This is a genomic window from Nitratireductor sp. XY-223 (assembly GCF_004959855.1).
In the GTDB taxonomy this organism is placed as follows: Bacteria; Pseudomonadota; Alphaproteobacteria; order Rhizobiales; family Rhizobiaceae; genus Hoeflea_A.
This window is the reverse complement of sequence record NZ_SPNT01000021.1, coordinates 17,338-35,284: the sequence shown is the minus strand read 5'-3', so window position 1 is coordinate 35,284 and position 17,947 is coordinate 17,338. Positions and strand designations below refer to the sequence as shown.

The following is a 17,947-nucleotide window of genomic DNA, read 5'->3' as shown; positions in this document are numbered from 1 at the left end:
GCGGCTCGTTCTCCACATCGATGACCTTCTCCCATTGCCATTCCCCGGCCTCGTCCTTCCACCAGTGGATGATGTTGGCCGACAGCGCCGCGCCGACGAAGCCGTGCGAAGAGTCCGGATCATGGTGGAAGCGGACCTCGAGCGGGATGAGGCCGTCCTCGCCGAGATAAAAGCTCTGCTTCGGCTGCCGCTTCTCGAAATCCCAGAAGTGCAGCTCGCGGCCGTACTTCAGGTGGCCGACCTCTTCCAGGTCGAACCCCGGCATGAAGGTGTTGGGCGCCGCCCATTCGGAGCTGACCATCACGTTGTGGCGCGGCTGGTACCAGAAGTCGTAGCCGAACTTGATGTCGCCCATCGTGTCTTCCCAGCGGCCGACGATGTCGAAGTCCTTGTTGAGGTGCAGATAGCCGCCCGGCGCGTTGCCCTGCGCGTCGCCCAGCATCGAGATGATGATCTCCGATCCCAGGCAATGCACCGTGTGCGGCGCCGAAAGGTTCGTCTTCGCCTTGATCTCGGCGCCGTCGATGACCTTGTGCAGCTTCGGATTGCGCGGGTCGGTGGCGCAGTCGACGATGTGCAGGTTGGTGGAGCGCACCCCCGGCACGATCAGGTACTTGCGCTCCATCGAGGCATCGCCATGGCACGACGAACAGGCATTCCAGCCCATGTGGTGGAGCTCGTCGCCGATGCCCGGCATCTCCAGCCGGGAAATCACCTGGGAATAGGTCGGGCTCTGCGGATCGGCATCGATCGTGCACAGGTAGTCCGGCTTCTGGATGCCCGTGCCCGTGTAGATCGCTATCGTGTAAAGCACCTTCTCACGCGGCGCCCGCATCGCCTCCATCGGTGACGCATAGCCAGGACCGCAACAGGGTTCGTTCATTGATCCTCCTCCATCCAGATGCAAACCGTAGAAATTGGAACGCGGGATGGCTAATCGAATTTGGACATGAACCCATACCCGGATCGGATGTAACCCTCTGACCTATACATAGCGTGAGCAAATGCTTTAGAATTGTTCATGCAGTTTTCAACTGGATAAGCACGATGAACTTGCGCCAACTGGAAGCCTTCCGGGCGACGATACGATGCGGTTCGATCACCGAAGCCGCCAACATGATGCACATCTCGCAGCCGAGCGTCAGCCGCCTGATCGCCGACCTGGAACACTCGGTCGGTTTTGCCCTGTTCGTGCGGGTGGGGCGCGGGCTGGCGCCGACGGTTGAGGCCAGGAACTTTTACCGCGGTGTCGAATCCATGTTTGTCGGGATCGATCGTCTCGAGGAACTGGCGAACACGATCCGGACCACGCAGGGCGGGGAAATCTCCATAGGAACGATACAGTCCATCGCCACCGTGGAACTGCCGATCACGATCGGCCAAATGTATCGCAAGTATCCCGGCATCCAGTTCAACATACAGTCGCGCAACACACCCTCGATCCTGGACGCGGTCCAGATGCGGCAAATCGATCTCGGCATTGTCGGGCGGGACGCCAAGCACGATGGCGTCGAGACCCTGTTTCAGACGTCGGCACCCTATGTGTGCCTGTTGCCCGAGGACCATGACCTGGCGACCGGGAAAGGGGCGCTTGACCTTGAAAAACTGGCGGACCACGAAACCTTCGTGACCTTTGGCGGGAACTATCCCGACACGATGATGTCGATTGATCCGGACCTGTCGCAGAAGCTGCAGAAGCGGTCCCGCCTGTCGGCGGCCAATGTGCCCGTCGCCGGTGCACTGGTTCGCGAAACCGGTGTCCTGGCGATAGCCGACCCGTTTTCGGCCGAGCAGGCGGTGCGCATGGGAGGCGTTGTTTTCCGGCCTCTGGTTCAGAACCTGACCTATTTTGTCACGATCGTCGCGGCCGGACGTGAACAGCTGTCCCGCGAGGCCATCGAATTTGTCGACACGTTCTCCGAACAGCTCGATCGGCGCGTATCCTACGTGAAATCGCTCAGCCGCGCCTAGTTCAGCACATCGGGCAGCCACGTGGCGGCCGCCGGCAGGAAGACCATCAGCAGGCCGAACACGATGCCCAGCCCCACAAATAGGGGCACTTCGCGAAACGCCTTTTCCGGGCTCTCCCTGGCAACGCCTGCTGCCGTATAGATACCCACGCAGACCGGTGGGGTGATCATTCCGATGCCGGCAAAGGCGACGAAGACGATGTAGAGATGCAGGATGTCCTGGTTCAGCGAAAGGGCCAGGGCGGCGAAAATCGGCACGGTCAGGTAGAAGACGGGCACGATCTCGATGAACGTGCCCAATATCAGGCAGATGATCGCGACCGCCAGCCAGAACATCAGCGGTGTTCCGCCCATTTCCGTGAAGAAGCCGATGATCTTCTGCGGCGTCTGCGAATAGGTCAGCACGACGCTCAGGAAAGTGGCCATCGCGATGATGGCGAAGATGACCGCCGTGATCCGGGCCGTTTCATGGAGCGCGGCCAAGATGCCGGCGACGGTTATCTCGCGATAGAACACTGCGCCGATGATGATGGCCCAGATGCCGGCGACCGCGGCCGACTCGGACGGCGTGAGCAGCCCGGTATAGATGCCGCCGAGGATGATCACGGGCGTGAAAAGACCCGGGATGGCCGCCCAGAACGCGGACAGTCGCTCCCTTGCCGTCGCCTTTTTCAGGTTGCGCAGGTGCCGGCATTTCCAGGTCACCAGCGTTCCAAGAAGCACGATGAGTATGAACCCGGGCACGAAGCCAGCCGCGAACGTGCGCGATACCGGCACATCCGTCAGCGCGCTGAACAGGATGGCCGCATTCGAGGGCGGGATCAGCGCCTCGAGAAACGCCGCCGAGGCCGCAAGCACGATGACAAACGGCTTGGGATAGCCCTGGTTCACCATCTGCGGGATCATGATGGTGCCGACGGCGGTGATGGCTGCGAGGATCGATCCGCAGAAGGCCGCGAAGAACCCCATGGCCAGGATCATCGCGATCCCCAGTCCGCCCGGCCAGTGGCCGACCAGCGTCGTGGCGAAGTGGACGAGCCGCGCCGCCGCACCGCCGCGCAGCATCACCATGCCGGTGAAGATGAACAGCGGTACCGCAATGAGCACATGTTTGGTCATCGAACCGAACGAGACCTGGATCAGCGTCGACCACGGCAGGTTCATGCCCCAGATGGCCGTTGCGGCGGAGCCGAGACCGAACACCATGAAGATCGGGACCGACAGGACCAGCAGCAGGAGCGACAGAAGCGTGGCTGCGGATTTCATGCTGCGGCCTCTTCGAACCTGGCGAAATCCTGCAGTGTTTCGAGGAGCAGTTCCAACGAGAACAGGATCAGGATCGCAAATCCCGTCGGGAACGCCAGATACATCCACCAGATGGGTATCTCGATTTCCAGCTCCATCAGCTGGCCAAGGCGCCGAAACAGCGCAACGGCCTCATTGCCCGCCAGAAAGAAGATGACCGCACCGGTGAGCACGGTGACGTAGATGAACATCTTCAGCGCCAGCAGCGATCGTCCTTTGAGAATGCTGGGAAGGAGATCCACCTGTATATGCGATCCAGAGCGGAGAAGCGGGCCGAGCAGGGGAAAGACCATCCACGGAACCAGAGCGGGCGGCAGTTCGATGAACCAGTCATACCCGGTGCCGCTGACATAGCGCGTGACCGCGCTGAGTGTCAGCGCCAGCACCATTACCGCGGCAATCGCCGAGGAGGTTACGGCTGTCAGCTTTTCCAGTGCGCCGTTGATCCGGCGCAAGACAAATAGGATCGGATTCATGTGATTGGTTTCCGGCCGGCGGCGACGTGGCCCGCGCGGTGGCGGGCCACGCCAGTCCCGGGTCAATTCGTCGAGTAGGCCTGTGCGGCGCTCAGAGCGTCCGCATCGATCTTGTCGGCAATGACGGGCTGCACCTTGTCTTTCATGAGCATGTCGAACTTGGCAGCTTCATCGCCGGCCAGCTCGTTGACCACGCCGCCGCGCTCCTGGAACTCGACCAGTGTCTCTTCTCCCGTTTGCATGATCGTATCGGTGGAAATCTGTCCGATCTCCGCGCCAACGTCCAGCAGCAGTTGCTGAAGATCCTCGGGCAGTGCTTTGAACCAGGTGGCGTTTGCCATGATGTAGGCGTCTGCAAAATACTGGTAGGGTTTTTGTCCATGGGTCAGGAATTCCCACCAGCTGAATGCGCGGATCGAGCCCGGCGGGCTGTTGATGGTGTCGATCATTCCGGTCTGCAGGCCTGAATACACCTCGCCGGTCGGCATTGATACGGTGTTGGCGCCAAGGGCCTCCCACATCGGGCGCTCGGCCCCGATCAGGGCGCGGGCCTTGAGGCCGGACATCGAATCCACGCCGTTCAGTTCCTTCGTCGAGAAGGTCATGACCGGTCCCACCGGATTGTACATCAGAAGAACGGAATCGGATTTGCCGGTGATGTCGTCCCAAATCGCCATGCCCGCCGGATCATCGGTGAAGAATCCGCGCTGTTCGTCATAACTGTCGAACAGCCCGGTGAAGGACACGACATTGTAGTTCTTGTTGATCGGCGGAAAGGACACGACACCAACGATACCGCCCATCTCGACGGCGCCGGATGTCACCGCGCCCAGCTGTTCGCGGATGCCGAAGAGCTGGCCGGCGGGAAACACGTCAATTCTCAACCGACCCTCAGCCCGCTTGTTGACTTCGTCGGCGAACATCTGTGCATGGATGGCGCTGTGGTGCTTGGGTCCCCAATGAACCGACAGGCGCGCGACAATTTCCTCGGCGCCCGCCAGACTGGCCGAAAACAGAGAAGACGTAAGCACGGCGCCTACAGCGAATATCTTGAAAAGTTTCATTGTTTCCTCCCAAACATCGTGTCCGCATTCCGCCGGTCGTGGGGCGCGTCCACCTGTATCGAGCGGAGGACGTTGGAATCCTTCGCGTCAGTGTAAAAACTACTGCGAGGGTTTGCCTCAGGACCAATAGAATTCCGGTCGGGACCTATGCGCTCAGCCTATGAATGCGACCGTGAATACGGAAAATCATAGCCAAAGCGTATATGTGCCCGAAGCTTTTCGATTGGTTCAATTCTTCGCTCCACAGATAACCTAGACGAATTCCGAGCTGACCTACTGGTGCGACAGGACATTCGTCATGCGACCTGCAAATCGCATTTTTTCAACCGAGGACGCCCGCCGTCTGGCGAAACGGCGCCTGCCGCGCATGGTCTTCGATTTCATCGAGGGCGGGGCAGGGCGGGAGACGGGAATGGCCCGCAACCTCGAACAGTTCGACAAGATCCTGCTTCAGCCCCGTGTCATGGCCGATGTCGAGGGCCGTTCCCAGTCAACGCGTTTGCTGGATGCGCAATATGACGCGCCCTTCGGAGTGGCCCCCATGGGCATGTGCAATCTTGCCTGCCCGCACGCCGATCGCATGATCGCCGAGACGGCCCGTGAACTGAACATTCCCATGTGCCTGTCGTCTGCCGGCTCCAGCACTTTGGAGAGCGTCTACGAATGGGCCGGAAAGAACGTCTGGTTCCAGCTCTATTTCGGTCAGTCCGCCGACATTTCCCTGGCAACGGCGGACCGCGCCCAGGAGGTGGGCTATTCGACCCTCGTGCTGACGGTGGATGTGCCGCAGGTGTCGCGCCGGGTCCGCGATCTCAGAAACGGATTCACCATGCCGTTCAAGATGACGCCGGGCGCGTTTGTGGATTTTGCCTGTCACCCGCTCTGGTCTGTTTCAACCCTCTTTGCGGGCGTGCCGTCGCCCAAGAACCATGTCCCGGCCGAGCGCGGCGAGCGATTTGTCCGCAATGCCAGCCGCGCCGGGGCCGATTGGTCGTTTCTGGAAAAACTGCGCAAGCGGTGGGGCGGCAAGCTCGTCGTCAAGGGCATCACCTCGCCTGAGGACGCGGTCCGGGCACAGCAGGCCGGTGTGGATGCCATCTACGTGTCGAACCACGGCGCGCGCCAATTGGACGGCGTGCCGCCCTCGCTGAAATTGCTTCCGATCGTCCGGCAGGCGGTCGGGCCGGCTATGCCCCTGCTTTTCGACAGCGGCGTCCGCAACGGCGAGGATATCGTGAAGGCCCTGATCCTGGGTGCCGATTTCGTCATGCTCGGACGGCCGGTCATGTACGCATTGGGTGCCAACAGGAAACGCGGTCTCAAGGACCTGTTGCGTTGTCTGGCCGAGGATATCGACATAACGATGGCGCAACTCGGAACCACCAGCGTGTCCGACCTTGGTCCCCACAATCTCTTCGATGATGGCGAGGCGGCCGACGATCCGCAATCAGACGGCGGCGGCGCGAGACTGCACGTCGCCGGCCAATAGCAACAGGAGCGGTGAAGCCGATGTCCGAACCCAAACGCATCCGCGGCGGCGCCCTGCTGGCGCGGGCCCTGAAAGAAAAGGGCGTCGACCATGTGTTCACGCTCGCCGGCGGATTTTGCAACCCGGCGCTCGAGGGCTTCATGGAATGCCAGATGCCGGTCATCAACTGTCCGCATGAACAGGTGGCCGGTCATCTGGCGGATGGCCACGCCCGGATCACGCGAAAGCCGGCGGTGTGCCTGGTCGGCCCGGAAGGCTTTGCCAACGCTGTCCCGGCAATGCTGGAGGCCTGGGGAGAACGGTCACCGGTGATTTTCATCACCGGATCGTCCACCCTCAAGCGCCAGGGCGCGGGCGGCTTCAAGGAAATCGACGACGTCGCCATTGCGGCGCCATTGACCAAATATTCGGTGCAGATCACCGATGGCGCTCGCATCGGCGAATTCGTCGAGCGCGCCTGGCACGCCGCGACGACCGGCTATCCCGGGCCCGTGCATCTTTCACTGCCGGTGGACATCATGTTCTCCTCGTTTGAGGAGGACGCGGGGCGCGGGGAACGCCCCTTTGACAGGAAGGACCGTCCCGTTCCGCGCGCCTGGCCGGATCCTGAGCCGCTGGCCGAGGTGCTCGATGCCGTAAAGACAGCCCGGCGTCCGGTGCTGATCGGCGGGCACGGTATCTGGTGGTCGGGCGGCGAAGAGAAGATGGCGGCCGCTGGGGCCGAGCTCAAAATTCCGATGTTCAATGTGCCGTATCACACCAAGATGCTGGGCGAGGCGTGCGAGGCCTATCTGGGGCTTGCCGATTTCCACCAGTACCATCCTTCCAAGCAGGCCGTTCACGAGGCCGACGTCGTGCTGATGGTGGGCTGCCGGCTCGACAACCAGATGAACTTCGGCAACCCGCCATTTATTCCCGAGGGCACGAAACTCATCTGCGTGAACGGCAGCCACGAGGAACTGGACTACAATATTGGGGCTGACCTTCAGCTGTTGTGCGATCCCGGTGCCTTTTTCGACGCTCTCATGGGGATCGATCGCCGTTGGGACAGCTGGTTGGCGTTGCAGCGCGAACGCCGGGCCGCCTGGGTTTCAAAGTGGTCCGATCACATCGCTTCCGAAACCGCGGCTGACGCCGAGAACGATCGCCTGATGCATCCGCTGCAGCTGGCGCTCGATGTCCAGGCGGCCATGAAGGATGGCGACTGGCTGGTCTTTGACGGCGGCAACACGCATTTCTGGAACGAGATCGCGACGAACATCGCCGCCGCGCGCGGCCGCAAGCTCGGTGGCATTCTGCATCCCGGCAACTATTCCCTTCTGGGGGTCGGCGTCTCGTTCGCCCTGGCGGCGAAGAACGTGAACCCCGAGCGGACGACGGTTCTTGTAACCGGCGACGGGGCCTTTCTGTCGGGCGGCCTGTCGATCGAGGCCTGTTTCCAGGAGAACATCCCCATCGTGGTGGTGGTGGACAACAACGGCGGGCTGGATTGCATCAGCCAGCAGCAGGAACGGCTGTTTTCCAGCGGCAAGCATTTCGCCACGGATTTTCGCGATATTCCCTTTCACACCATGTTCGAGGGCCTTGGCGGATACGGCGAACTGGTGACGCGCCGCGACGCGTTGCCGGGCGCAATGGAGCGCGCCCTGGCCAGCGGCAAGACCGCCTGCATCAACGTCAAGTGCCGGGGCGTCATTTCGCCGATCGTGGCGGCGACGTCCGACAAGCGCGACAAGGCATCGATCGAGTAATGGCCGTCATTTCCTCCCACGTTCTCAACGGCACGGACGGCACCCATGCGCCGGGAATTCCGGTGGTGCTGAAAAACCTGGCCTCGGGCGAGATCCTGTTTGACAGTTCAACCGACGAAGGCGGCCGCCTTTGTGAACAGGTCGATATCGCCGGCTACGATCCGGCGACGGAATATGAGCTGTGCTTCCGGGTGGGGATATTCTGGCAGGGCCGGGCCTGGGAACATACGCCGATTGCAAGGGAAATCGTGTTCAGGATTCTCATGCCAGCGAATTCGGCGCGGTATCATATACCCCTCATTATTTCTCCCAACAGCTGCGCGTGCTGGACCTCAGTTCCAGAGGAATAGGGGTCCTTCAGCCGATGCCGCCCGGCAGAGGATGCCGCCTTTCGAACACTCGGGTGGCACTTAACCAGACAACGCGGCCGGAACGCCGTCAGTAGATGCTTGCGCCGCCGTCGAGCCGCAATACCGCACCGGTGACCCTGCGCGATTCATCACTTGCCAGGTAAAGCGCCAGCGATGCGACATCCTCGGGTTCCGAAGGGCCCAGCAGCGACTTCCGGTAGATCGGATTGTCTTCCTTGATGAACGCCGAGACGCGCTCGGTCAGGACGACGCCGGGCGCCATCACATTGGCGCGGATATTGTGCTTCGCCCATTGCATGGCGATGGCGCGGGTCATCGAAAGCACGCCGCCCTTCGACGCGGTGTAGGCGTCCGCCCCGTGGGTGCCGATGACGGCCCTCAGAGACGAAATGTTGATGATCGACCCACCGCCGGCGCGCACCATTTCGGGGATGACCTTGCGGCAACACAGGAGTGTGCCGAAAAGATCGACGCGGACCGTGCGCCAGAACTCATCGAGGTCCAGTTCGGTGACCGGACCGTCCCTGGTCGACCCGCCGCCGGCGCTGTTCAGGAGAATGTCGATACCACCGAATGCGTCGACGCCGGCTGCAACCATCTGATCGACGCTCGCCTCATCGCTGACGTCGCCGGTGACCGGCACCGCCTTGCCGCCTGCGGCCGCCACTTCCTCGACCACCTTTCCGGCGGCCTCGGGATTGAAATCGGCAACGATCATCTGCGCGCCTTCTTCGGCAAAGCGCAGAACACAGGCTCTGCCGATTCCATTCCCGCCGCCCGTTACCAATGCTGTCTTGCCTGCCAGTCGTCCCATATTGCTCTCTAGTCCTTCACGGCTTCGGCCTTGACGCCGCCAACGGCCTGTTCCGTCGGTAGAATTTCGAGTGTGGCGACATTCACGTGCGCCGGTGCGTCAAGGGCGAACAGGATCGCGTTGGCGATATCCTCAGGCTGCAGTTCGCGGATGTCCGAAGTGCCCATCGCGGCGAGCCTTTCGCTGTCGCCCTCGGCCGCCTGGTAGAACTCGGACGCGACGCGGCCCGGCGCGATTTCGGTCACGCGGATACCTGTGCCCGACAATTCGAACCTCAGATTCTGGCTGATCCGGTGGATCGCCGACTTGGTGCCGCCGTAGATGGCTGAAATCATGGTGTGCAGACCGGCAATCGACCCGATGTTCACAATGTGGCCGCGCCCGCGCTCTTTCATCCCCGGTGTCAGATAGGCGATCAGCTTTAACGGCGCGGTCACATTGATATCAAACGCCTCCTGCAGCTGGTCCGCTGACACCCCGTCAAGTCCGCTGATACCATGGCCGACGCCGGCATTGTTGATCAGGATATCCGGTTCAAACCCGGTCAAACGTGCTGTTTGCTCGCTCAAATGACGCACGTCGGTGACCAGAAATTCGGCACCGGTCGCGTCCGCCAGGGCACGCAGCCGCTCCTCGCGGCGCGCAATGGCCAGCACCTGCCGCCCGGAAGACGCCAGTGCCCGCACGGTGGCTTCCCCGATACCGCTTGTGGCTCCGGTGACAATTGCCTTTTTGAGTACTGTCATTCGGAGGCCTCGGCGTCGTCATCCGACTCCGGAAAAAAGTCCATCAGGCCATCGGGATTGATCGGCGGTACAGGCCATTGATTCCCGCGGGTCAGTCCCAGGCCCCGGTTGGGCGCCGGTCTGTAGGTGCGGTTGGGCAGTCCTTTGAGATCATTGCCCGCCAACCATTCCAGGTCGCTTCCGTAGAGTTCCTTGCACAGCTTGTCCTTCAACTCGGCAAGTTTGTCGGAGAATTCAGGCAGGGCCGAAACATCTGCCAGCTCTTTTGGGTCGGACTGCAGGTCAAACAGCTGGAAGTGGTTTCCCGCCGGGTAGTAGATCAGCTTGAAACGCCCGTCATGGACCATCCGGCTGCTGAGCTCGCCCTCGCCGAACTCGCCGTAAAGATGGTCGCGCGTCTCGCCGAACATCGAGCGGCCCGTCACCGTTTCGGGTATGTCGATTCCGGCGAGATCCAAAAGGGTCGGCATGACGTCGGCAAGGCAAACGAGCCGGTTCTCGACTGCACCCGCGCCCACACGCCCGTCATCCTTGCATCCCATCACGATCATCGGGATATTGGCGGAACTCTCATAGAAATTCTGCTTGGCCCAGATGCCGTGATTGCCGAAACTTTCGCCGTGGTCCGAGGTGAACATGACGATTGTATCGTCGAGAATACCCTCTTCGCGAATGGTTCCGATCAGGGTGCCGATTTTCTGGTCGATCTGGGTACAGAGCGCGTAGAAATGCCGCCGGGCCCAATCCGCCTCGACATCCGACAAATTATAGCGCTTCTGAAAACCCTGCAGCAGCAAGGGCAGGTCCTCTTCGTCGCACCATGCGCCGCGCGTGGATTTGTCCAATTCGATGCCGCGATAAAACTCCAGAAACCGCTGCGGCGGCACCAGTGGCGGGTGCGGGTGACGATATCCCAGGTACCAAAAGGCCGGCCGCTTCGGATCCCTGCGGCGGATGATCCGGCACATGGTTTCGGTCGCCCAACTGGTCGCATGCGCCTCTTCCGGGAGATGCCAGGTCGTGGCGCCGTAGCCATTGTTGGATATGCCATGGCCGAACTGTTTGCCCAGCCAGCCATTGTCGCCCAGGAAAATCTCGTAGTCGTCGGTGACGCCGTGGTGGGTGCGTCCTTCGTCATCCAACTGGATGTCGTCGAAGCCCAGACGATCCCGCTGCGGATAGGTGTGGGTCTTGCCGACACCGTGCGCCTGATATCCAGCATCCCGAAAGGTTTGTGCCAGTGTCGGAAGGTGGGTGGGCATTTCGAGCTTTGCCTGGAACGTGCGATCCCCATGTTCGCGTGCCGAGGTCCCGGTCATCAAACTGCGGCGGGCGGGGATGCAGACCGGATGCTCTGAATAGGCGTTGGTGAAGCGGGTGCCACATGCCGCGATCGCGTCCAGCGTCGGCGTTCGGACGACCGGATGCCCAGCACAGCCCAGCAACTCCGCCATCCAATGGTCGGTGACGATCAGCAAGATGTTTGGCTTGGTCATTCTTCCAACGCTTTCGTTTGTGGGGGCTGGCGCAGATTGCTGACAACCGTTGCCGCAATGATCACCGCCGTCAGCGCGAATATCGGCAGAGCTATCGGGTCCGTGAAGAAGGTCCACAGGCTCCCCTTGCTGGCGATGAGGCCCTGACGCAGCTTCTCCTCGAAGATAAAACCAAGCGCCACGCCGATCACGATCGGCGCTATCGGGTATTTTGCCAAGCGCAGCAGCACGCCGACCGCTCCGGCGACGACGCAGACGATAAGGTCGACCGGATTGCCGCGCACGACGAAGGCGCCGACCAGAGAGAACAAGAGGATCAGTCCCATCAGGATCGGTTCAGGCACGCGCAGAAGCCGTTCGAACAGCCGGGCGCTCAGCATGCCTGTGCCGAACATGATGATGTTGGCCAGCAGAACCATCATGAAGGCGGCCGTCAGGATGTGCGGGTTGTTGTTGACCAGGTCAAAGCCCGGCACGATACCCTTGATGGTCAGCACGCCCAGCAGGACGAGCGTTCCACCGTCCCCGGGAATGCCCAGCGCCATCGTCGGGATCAGTGCACCGCCGGTGACCGCATTGTTGGACGCTTCTGACACGATAAGCCCGTCGGGCTCGCCCGTGCCCAGCTTGTCCCTGTTGGGCGAGAAGCGTTTGGCCGCAGTATAGCTGACAAATGTGGCTGCCATTGCGCCCGTGCCCGGCAGGATACCGATAAATGTGCCGATCGAGCAGGCGCGAAGCAGTTCCTTCCACCGCGCGATAACGTCCGACAGCGGTGGCAGCCGGAAGCCGACATTCATGTCGGCCCCGGTGCGGTGCGCACCTTGCAACAGGGCCCTGTGATAGACCTCGGACAGGGCAAAGAGCCCGATCAGGATCGGGATCAGCGTGAACCCTCCGCGCATGATGTCCGAGCCGAAGCTGAAACGGGTCATGCCGGTGTAATTGTCCTGCCCGACCGTCGTCAGGAACAGCCCCAGTACGCCGCCGAGCAGGCCTTTGGCCATGCTGCCGGAGGAAAGCCATGCGATGCAGGTCAGAGCAAAAAGGACGATCGCGAAGATCGCCGAGGGACCGAAGGCCACCGAGACGCGCGCAAGCGCCGGGGCAGCGACGATCAGGATGACCAGTGAGAATATGCCGCCGATGAACGAAGCCAGTGTCGCCCAGCCGATAGCAAGGTCCGCCTTGCCCGCCTGTGCCATCGGATACCCGTCAAGCACCGTCGCGGCCGACTGTGGTGTGCCCGGCGTGTTGATCAGGATTGCCGAGATCGATCCGCCGTAGACCGAGGTCACGTAGATCGCCATGAAAAGCGCCATCGCGCTCTCGGTCGGCATCGCAAAGGTGAAGGGCAGGGCGATAATCAGGGCTGCCACCGTGCCCATTCCCGGCAGAACGCCCGCAATGGTTCCCCATATCCCGCCGATCAGCAGCGCCGCGAAAACAGTTGGAGAATTGAAGAGCCCCAAAGCTGAGAAGAACAGTTCCATGGTCTATAGGCTCCCGAACCATGGTGAGCGGGGCAGCCAAAGCTCAAACCCAAAGGTGAAGATCCACCAGATCAAAAAGGGTGCGGCGACGCTGAGTACCAGCAGAATGCCGATCCGCCTGTATCCGAAAGCATAGCAAAAACAGAAGAAACCGGGGATTGCAGCAAACACGAAGCCGACATAGAGCATCGCCAGTCCGGTCACGAAACCGATGGCGCTCACCAGCACCATCCGGCCCAGATGCTGTCCGACGCCTTCCGATTCCTCGGAGCGCAGCCCATTGAAGAAAACGATTGCGGACAGGATGATCGCAATGATCAGGTAGCCGCGCGGTGCAAACGCCGGTCCGACATCGCCGCCGAACGTCGGCACATCAAAATTGTCGGAAAATGTCAGGACAAGAAATACGATCGATGTGGCGAAAAACACCGCGGAAATTGTCAGGTCAAGTGCGCGCATTTCTCACCTCCGGCCGATGCGGCAGGGCTCCGCGGTCTCAAACCGTGGTGCCCCCGAACGCCGTGGCATTCGAGGGCAGGGAGTGAAGTCTCAGTTCTTCACCAGTCCGGCGTTTTTCAAAAGCTCGCCATTCTCTTCAAAGGCCTTTCGGAAAAAGGCGCTGAACTCATCGGTATTCATGTGGCGGATTTCACGATTGGCCTTTTCCATATTCGCCGTGAATCCCTCCGAGGAGATGGCTGTCTCACAGGCCGCGTCGAGCTTGGCGACGACATCAGCCGGTGTGCCGGCGGGCGCAAACAACCCCATCCAGACGGCGATGTCCGCGGGATGGCCCTTGTCGCCGGATGTCGGAACATCGGGATGAATTTCAGACCGTTCCGGCGCAAAGATTGCCAATGCGTTCAGGCCGAAACGAACGTCGAAGTCCGAGAACCATGCCGTCGCATCGGCGCGTCCGCCCTTGAGCTCGTTCATTGCATCGCCGCCGCCCTTCGTGGGCAGATAGCCGACGTCAACACCCCACATGGCGCCGAGGGCGACGGAGGTAACATGAGCCAGCGAGCCGGGTGCCGCGCCGGTAAAGGTGATACCGTCACCCTTGGCCTTTGCCTCGAGATCCTCCCAGGACTTGAATCCGCTGTCCGCGTCCACCACCAGATAAAAGGGCCCCGAAGCCACCATGCAGATCGGAATGAAACTGTCGACGCCATAGCTGGTGCCGCGCAGATGTGGCTGGGTCGTTGTGGTACCGACGGGCATGAAGCCAAGGCTATATCCGTCGGCGGTTGCCGTCGACAGCTGCGTCGCGCCAACCGTACCGCCGGCTCCGGTCACGTTGCTGACGACAACCGATTGTCCGAGTTCCTTTTCCAGCTCCTCTGCAATGAACCGTGCCGGAACATCGGCACCGCCGCCGGCGGCAAAAGGCACCATCAGGGAAATCGTGCGATCCGGATAATCTGCCCAGGCCGCCCCGACCGAGCAGATTGCCAAAGCGGTCGCCGAACACAGAATCTTCAACACCGAATTCATCATCAGTACCTCCCGAAATTTTGTTTCGGAGCAAGCTTAGCTTGACAGGAAATGCGAGGCTATTGTTGATTGTCTGGCGTCAACAATTTGGGAGGAATGTTTGGCCAAAGGCCAAAAAAGGCTTACGCAGCGGGATGTTGCGAGATCCATCGGCATGTCGGACATGACCGTGTCGCGCGTGCTGGCCGGCAGGGGTGTCGTCAACAGCAAGACACGCGAAAAAGTGCTGAAAGCCGTCGCCGAATTGGGTTATGTGCCGAACCGCCTGGCCGGGTCGCTTGCCAGTGCACGATCCAATCAGGTCGGCGTTGTGCTGCCTTCCATCACCGTCGGCATTTTCCCGGACGTCGCCGCGGGGATTGCGGCGGAATTGGAGAAAGCGGGGTACAACCCGGTTATCGGGATCACCGACTATGACCCGGACCGCGAGGAACGGCTGATTGAATCGATGCTGTCCTGGAATGCGGCAGGGATGATCGTCAATGATTTCGTCCACACGCGCCGCGCCGCAAGGCTCCTTTCGGTGTCACCGGCGCCGGTCGTGGAAATCATGCAGGTCGCCGGCGATCCCATCGATCACTGTGTCGGCTTCAACCACTTCGAAGCCGGAGCCGAAATGGTCCGTCATCTGATCTCACGCGGTTACCGGCGCTTTGGATTCCTTGGCTGGCACGGAATGGAGTTTGCCGCATCGGCCCGATATGAAGGGATCCGGACAGTCTTGTCGCAAGCCGGGTTCGAGCTCTTTGCACCGAGTTGGTACAATGCGCCTCCGGGCATACAGGACGGGACGCAGGGATTGAGCAAACTGCGCGCGGCGCGGCCAGACATCGATGTCGTTATCTTCGGAAATGATCTGATGGCCGCCGGCGGCTATCTTCTTTCCATGAAAATGGGCTGGCAGGTGCCCGGAGATATCGCCATCGCCGGTTTCGGCGGCATGGAAATCGGACAGTCGCTCAGCCAGAAACTGACCACCATCGATTTTCCGCGCCAAAGTGTCGGCCGCACGGCCGCGCGCACCGTTTTGAATTTGCTTGTCGGCCAGTCAATGCCGAGGGTCCGGGAGTTTCCGTTCGATCTGGTTGTCGGCGAAACGACATGACGTTCCCGTCCGTCTAATCCATGTCGTAGACAAGGCGAAAACCGGTGTGCGATGTGGAACTGTCCGGTGACGTGCCACTGCGCGCTGCGATCCTGTAGCGGTAGCAATAGCTTGCATGACACAGGAACGAGCCGCCCTTGACCAGCTTGTATCCGCGCGCGCCGGCATGGGTGACCCGAGCAGATTTCTTCAGCGACCGGACCTTGAACGGCTCCGAGGTCCATTCCCACGTATTGCCGACCATGTTGAACAAACCGTAGCCGTTCGGGGCAAAGGATTGTGCCGGGGCCAGCCCCGCAAAGCCATCGAGCGCCAGGTCTATTTCCGGAAACGTTCCCTGCCATATGTTGCACGGGAAGTGGCCGACATCGTCGGGTTCTTCGTCGCCCCAGGGAAACCGCACATCGCCGAGGCCCCCGCGGGCGGCGTGTTCCCATTCGGCTTCGCTTGGCAACCGGCCGCCGGCCCACGATGCGAATGAGCCTGCGTCATGCCAGGAGATGTGAACAACCGGATGGTCCGGTTCACGCAGATCCGCACTGCCGGGACCGCAGGGTTCGCGCCAGCAGGCACCTTCAACCTCGCACCACCACGGCGCAGCGGCGACTCTCGGCTTATCGCGCTCCGCTGCAGGCAGGAAGTTCTCGAATACAAAGGAAGACCCGAGCTTCTCGGCATCGGTTTCATAGCCGGTCGCGGTGACGAAGGCTTCGAACCGTGCGTTGGTAACCGCGGTCGGTTCGATCCGGAATGGCTTCACCCTGGTCGTTCTGAGGGGGCCTTCGCCGTCGGCTGTCAGAACCGGCCGGTTTGTGCCCAGCAGCGACCGGCCGCCGGGAACACTAACTGCCGATTGCCGCAGGGTTGCCGGGGACTCTTGCGAGGAAAGAACCGCCGGACTGCGCCCGCGCACCGCAGATCTTTCGAACACCGGATTACAGCCGCAGCTTTTCATCCCGAAGACTGCCTTTCTTCATCCACGACCGAACTCGCATGGGTGATCACGCCCGGCGCGACGAGCTTGACGTCCGGCAACTTCACGACATCTCGCAAGATTACGCCATTTTCCATCCCGCGTTCCTCCGCTTTCACCCGTTTTTTCCGCGCTATTTGCTTGCCGAATTTCCAGATTGGCCGCCTCCGAGCCATAAATTCCAGGAGCCGTCGCACTCACTATAAACACGGAAAATCGGGTTGATATAGCGTTTTACCCAAATAAAAATGCACGAGTGTTGTGGATGTGCTGATGCGTGTCCATGCCCGGAAGGGGACGATCAGCGTGCTGTCTTCGGCCCAGCGGTGCTGGCGCGCATGATGAGTTCGGGCTCGGCATTGTCTATTGTCGACGTGCCTTTTGGCCGTGTGCCGTCTATCGCGATTTCCACGGCGCGCTTGCCCAGTTCGAAGAGCGGCATCGCGACCGTTGTAAGGGGTGCCTTGAGAAACTCGGCGAAACTCACGTCGTGGATGGCAACGACCGAAATGTCGCCCGGAATATCAAGGTTGCGCGACCAGATTTCCTTCATCGCCCCGACGGCGGCCATGACGTTGAAGCACACCACGGCCGTCAATTCGGGATTGGCATCGAGCAATTGTGCACATCCGGTCCGGCCGCTTTCCATGTCCGAACTGCAATAGACGATCTGACCCGCGCCATGATCGATCCCGGCGGCGGCCATCGCCTTTTTCCAACCGTCCAGCCGCCGGCGAGAAAACGTCATGTCCCGGGCGGTGGACAGGCAACCGATTTGCCGGTGACCAAGTTCGATCAGGTGATTGGTGGCAATTTCACTCGCGCCCTCGTCGGGCAGGCATATCAGGTGCGCCTCGGCATCCAGATCCGCCTGCAAAAGAACCGTCGGCACCTTCTGCCTCGCCGCCCTGGCCAGCACGCGTTCCGGAATGCCGCCGGCGCTCTGGATGATCATCCCGTCGATTCCGCTGCCGCCGATGATGTCGACCAGGCGTGACGCGCTTTGTTCTGTCGCCGAGGCGTCGAACAGCAGAAGCGCCCGGTTGTTGTCGCCGGCTGCCGTCTGCGCGCCGCGCATGATCTCTGCATAAACGGGGTTGGTGACATCGTGCACGACCATGGCGATCAGCCCGGACTTGGCTGATCTGAGCGTCCGCGCGGCTATGTTGGGTGCATAATCGAGCTCTTCGACGGCCTTGAGCACGCGCTGGCGCGTTTCCTCGCTGACGCGCAGCGTCTTGTCGTCATTGACGATCCGCGAGACGACCGCAGACGAAACACCCGCAACTTTTGCGATATCTGAAAGAGTCGTCAATGGCCGCTCCAAGCTGCAGAATCGGTATTTTCATAACACCGGGTTGACAAGCAGCGCAAACGCAATCCAATAATTGGTAAAACGT

Annotated in this window: 17 protein-coding genes; 5 read left to right on the top strand and 12 right to left on the bottom strand. The window is 61.0% G+C overall.

Translation table 11 applies throughout. The annotated features are described in order from the left end of the window. A partial coding sequence (locus tag E4M07_RS27345; protein ID WP_136661591.1) for a selenium-binding protein SBP56-related protein occupies window positions 1–883 on the bottom strand: 883 nt, incomplete at its 3' end. 164 nt (window positions 884–1,047) lie between these two features. On the opposite strand from E4M07_RS27345, the gene E4M07_RS27340 reads away from it, so the two are divergent. Next, entirely contained in the window at window positions 1,048–1,971 is a 924-nt protein-coding gene (locus E4M07_RS27340) for a LysR family transcriptional regulator (protein WP_136661590.1), read from the top strand. On the opposite strand, the gene E4M07_RS27335 is transcribed toward E4M07_RS27340, so the two are convergent. The 3 genes from E4M07_RS27335 to E4M07_RS27325 form a co-directional block, all read right to left on the bottom strand. Next, on the bottom strand, window positions 1,968–3,236 hold the full coding sequence (locus E4M07_RS27335; protein WP_136661589.1) for a TRAP transporter large permease: 1,269 nt from the start codon (window positions 3,234–3,236) through the stop codon (window positions 1,968–1,970). The two genes, E4M07_RS27340 and E4M07_RS27335, sit on opposite strands and share 4 nt — an antisense overlap. Further along, window positions 3,233–3,751, bottom strand: coding sequence for a TRAP transporter small permease subunit (locus E4M07_RS27330; protein ID WP_136661588.1), 519 nt, complete (start codon window positions 3,749–3,751; stop codon window positions 3,233–3,235). Before E4M07_RS27330 ends, E4M07_RS27335 begins: the two co-directional genes overlap by 4 nt. A 62-nt stretch (window positions 3,752–3,813) precedes the next feature. Further along, window positions 3,814–4,815, bottom strand: coding sequence for a TRAP transporter substrate-binding protein (locus E4M07_RS27325; RefSeq protein WP_136661587.1), 1,002 nt, complete (start codon window positions 4,813–4,815; stop codon window positions 3,814–3,816). A 298-nt stretch (window positions 4,816–5,113) separates the two neighbouring features. Between E4M07_RS27325 and E4M07_RS27320 the strand changes: the two genes are divergently transcribed. From E4M07_RS27320 to E4M07_RS27310, 3 genes are read left to right on the top strand one after another with little or no spacing between them, the layout of a single operon-like run. Further along, the gene (locus tag E4M07_RS27320; RefSeq protein WP_136661586.1) at window positions 5,114–6,304 is read left to right on the top strand and encodes an alpha-hydroxy acid oxidase; all 1,191 of its coding nucleotides are present in this window, start codon (window positions 5,114–5,116) and stop codon (window positions 6,302–6,304) included. Between the two features lie 20 nt (window positions 6,305–6,324). After that, the gene (locus tag E4M07_RS27315) at window positions 6,325–8,055 is read left to right on the top strand and encodes a thiamine pyrophosphate-binding protein (protein ID WP_136661585.1); all 1,731 of its coding nucleotides are present in this window, start codon (window positions 6,325–6,327) and stop codon (window positions 8,053–8,055) included. Beyond that, on the top strand, window positions 8,055–8,405 hold the full coding sequence (locus E4M07_RS27310) for a hydroxyisourate hydrolase (protein WP_136661584.1): 351 nt from the start codon (window positions 8,055–8,057) through the stop codon (window positions 8,403–8,405). The genes E4M07_RS27315 and E4M07_RS27310 overlap by 1 nt, the downstream gene beginning before the upstream one ends. Before the next feature lie 88 nt (window positions 8,406–8,493). Here the strand turns inward: E4M07_RS27310 and E4M07_RS27305 are convergent, their stop codons facing one another. From E4M07_RS27305 to E4M07_RS27280, 6 genes are all read right to left on the bottom strand, one after another. Next, on the bottom strand, window positions 8,494–9,240 hold the full coding sequence (locus tag E4M07_RS27305) for an SDR family NAD(P)-dependent oxidoreductase (protein ID WP_136661583.1): 747 nt from the start codon (window positions 9,238–9,240) through the stop codon (window positions 8,494–8,496). Window positions 9,241–9,248: 8 nt separating this feature from the next. Then, window positions 9,249–9,986 carry an SDR family oxidoreductase gene (locus tag E4M07_RS27300; RefSeq protein ID WP_136661582.1) on the bottom strand — a complete coding sequence of 246 codons (738 nt, stop codon included), beginning with the start codon at window positions 9,984–9,986 and terminating at the stop codon, window positions 9,249–9,251. Next, window positions 9,983–11,482, bottom strand: coding sequence for a sulfatase-like hydrolase/transferase (locus E4M07_RS27295; RefSeq protein WP_136661581.1), 1,500 nt, complete (start codon window positions 11,480–11,482; stop codon window positions 9,983–9,985). Before E4M07_RS27295 ends, E4M07_RS27300 begins: the two co-directional genes overlap by 4 nt. Continuing rightward, window positions 11,479–12,975 carry a tripartite tricarboxylate transporter permease gene (locus E4M07_RS27290; protein ID WP_136661580.1) on the bottom strand — a complete coding sequence of 499 codons (1,497 nt, stop codon included), beginning with the start codon at window positions 12,973–12,975 and terminating at the stop codon, window positions 11,479–11,481. The genes E4M07_RS27295 and E4M07_RS27290 overlap by 4 nt, the downstream gene beginning before the upstream one ends. Window positions 12,976–12,978: 3 nt before the next feature. Continuing rightward, window positions 12,979–13,434, bottom strand: a complete 456-nt coding sequence (locus E4M07_RS27285; RefSeq protein ID WP_136661579.1) for a tripartite tricarboxylate transporter TctB family protein — start codon at window positions 13,432–13,434, stop codon at window positions 12,979–12,981. Between the two features lie 90 nt (window positions 13,435–13,524). Further along, the gene (locus E4M07_RS27280) at window positions 13,525–14,472 is read right to left on the bottom strand and encodes a tripartite tricarboxylate transporter substrate binding protein (RefSeq protein ID WP_136661578.1); all 948 of its coding nucleotides are present in this window, start codon (window positions 14,470–14,472) and stop codon (window positions 13,525–13,527) included. Between the two features lie 97 nt (window positions 14,473–14,569). Here E4M07_RS27280 and E4M07_RS27275 point away from each other — a divergent pair, with 97 nt between their 5' ends. Further along, window positions 14,570–15,574 carry a LacI family DNA-binding transcriptional regulator gene (locus E4M07_RS27275; protein ID WP_281405006.1) on the top strand — a complete coding sequence of 335 codons (1,005 nt, stop codon included), beginning with the start codon at window positions 14,570–14,572 and terminating at the stop codon, window positions 15,572–15,574. A 13-nt stretch (window positions 15,575–15,587) separates the two neighbouring features. Here the strand turns inward: E4M07_RS27275 and E4M07_RS27270 are convergent, their stop codons facing one another. Both E4M07_RS27270 and E4M07_RS27265 read right to left on the bottom strand, forming a co-directional pair. Beyond that, complete coding sequence (locus E4M07_RS27270) at window positions 15,588–16,529, bottom strand: formylglycine-generating enzyme family protein (RefSeq protein WP_136661576.1); 942 nt, start codon at window positions 16,527–16,529, stop codon at window positions 15,588–15,590. Between the two features lie 319 nt (window positions 16,530–16,848). Further along, the gene (locus E4M07_RS27265) at window positions 16,849–17,862 is read right to left on the bottom strand and encodes a LacI family DNA-binding transcriptional regulator (RefSeq protein WP_169054434.1); all 1,014 of its coding nucleotides are present in this window, start codon (window positions 17,860–17,862) and stop codon (window positions 16,849–16,851) included. Window positions 17,863–17,947: the final 85 nt, after the last annotated feature.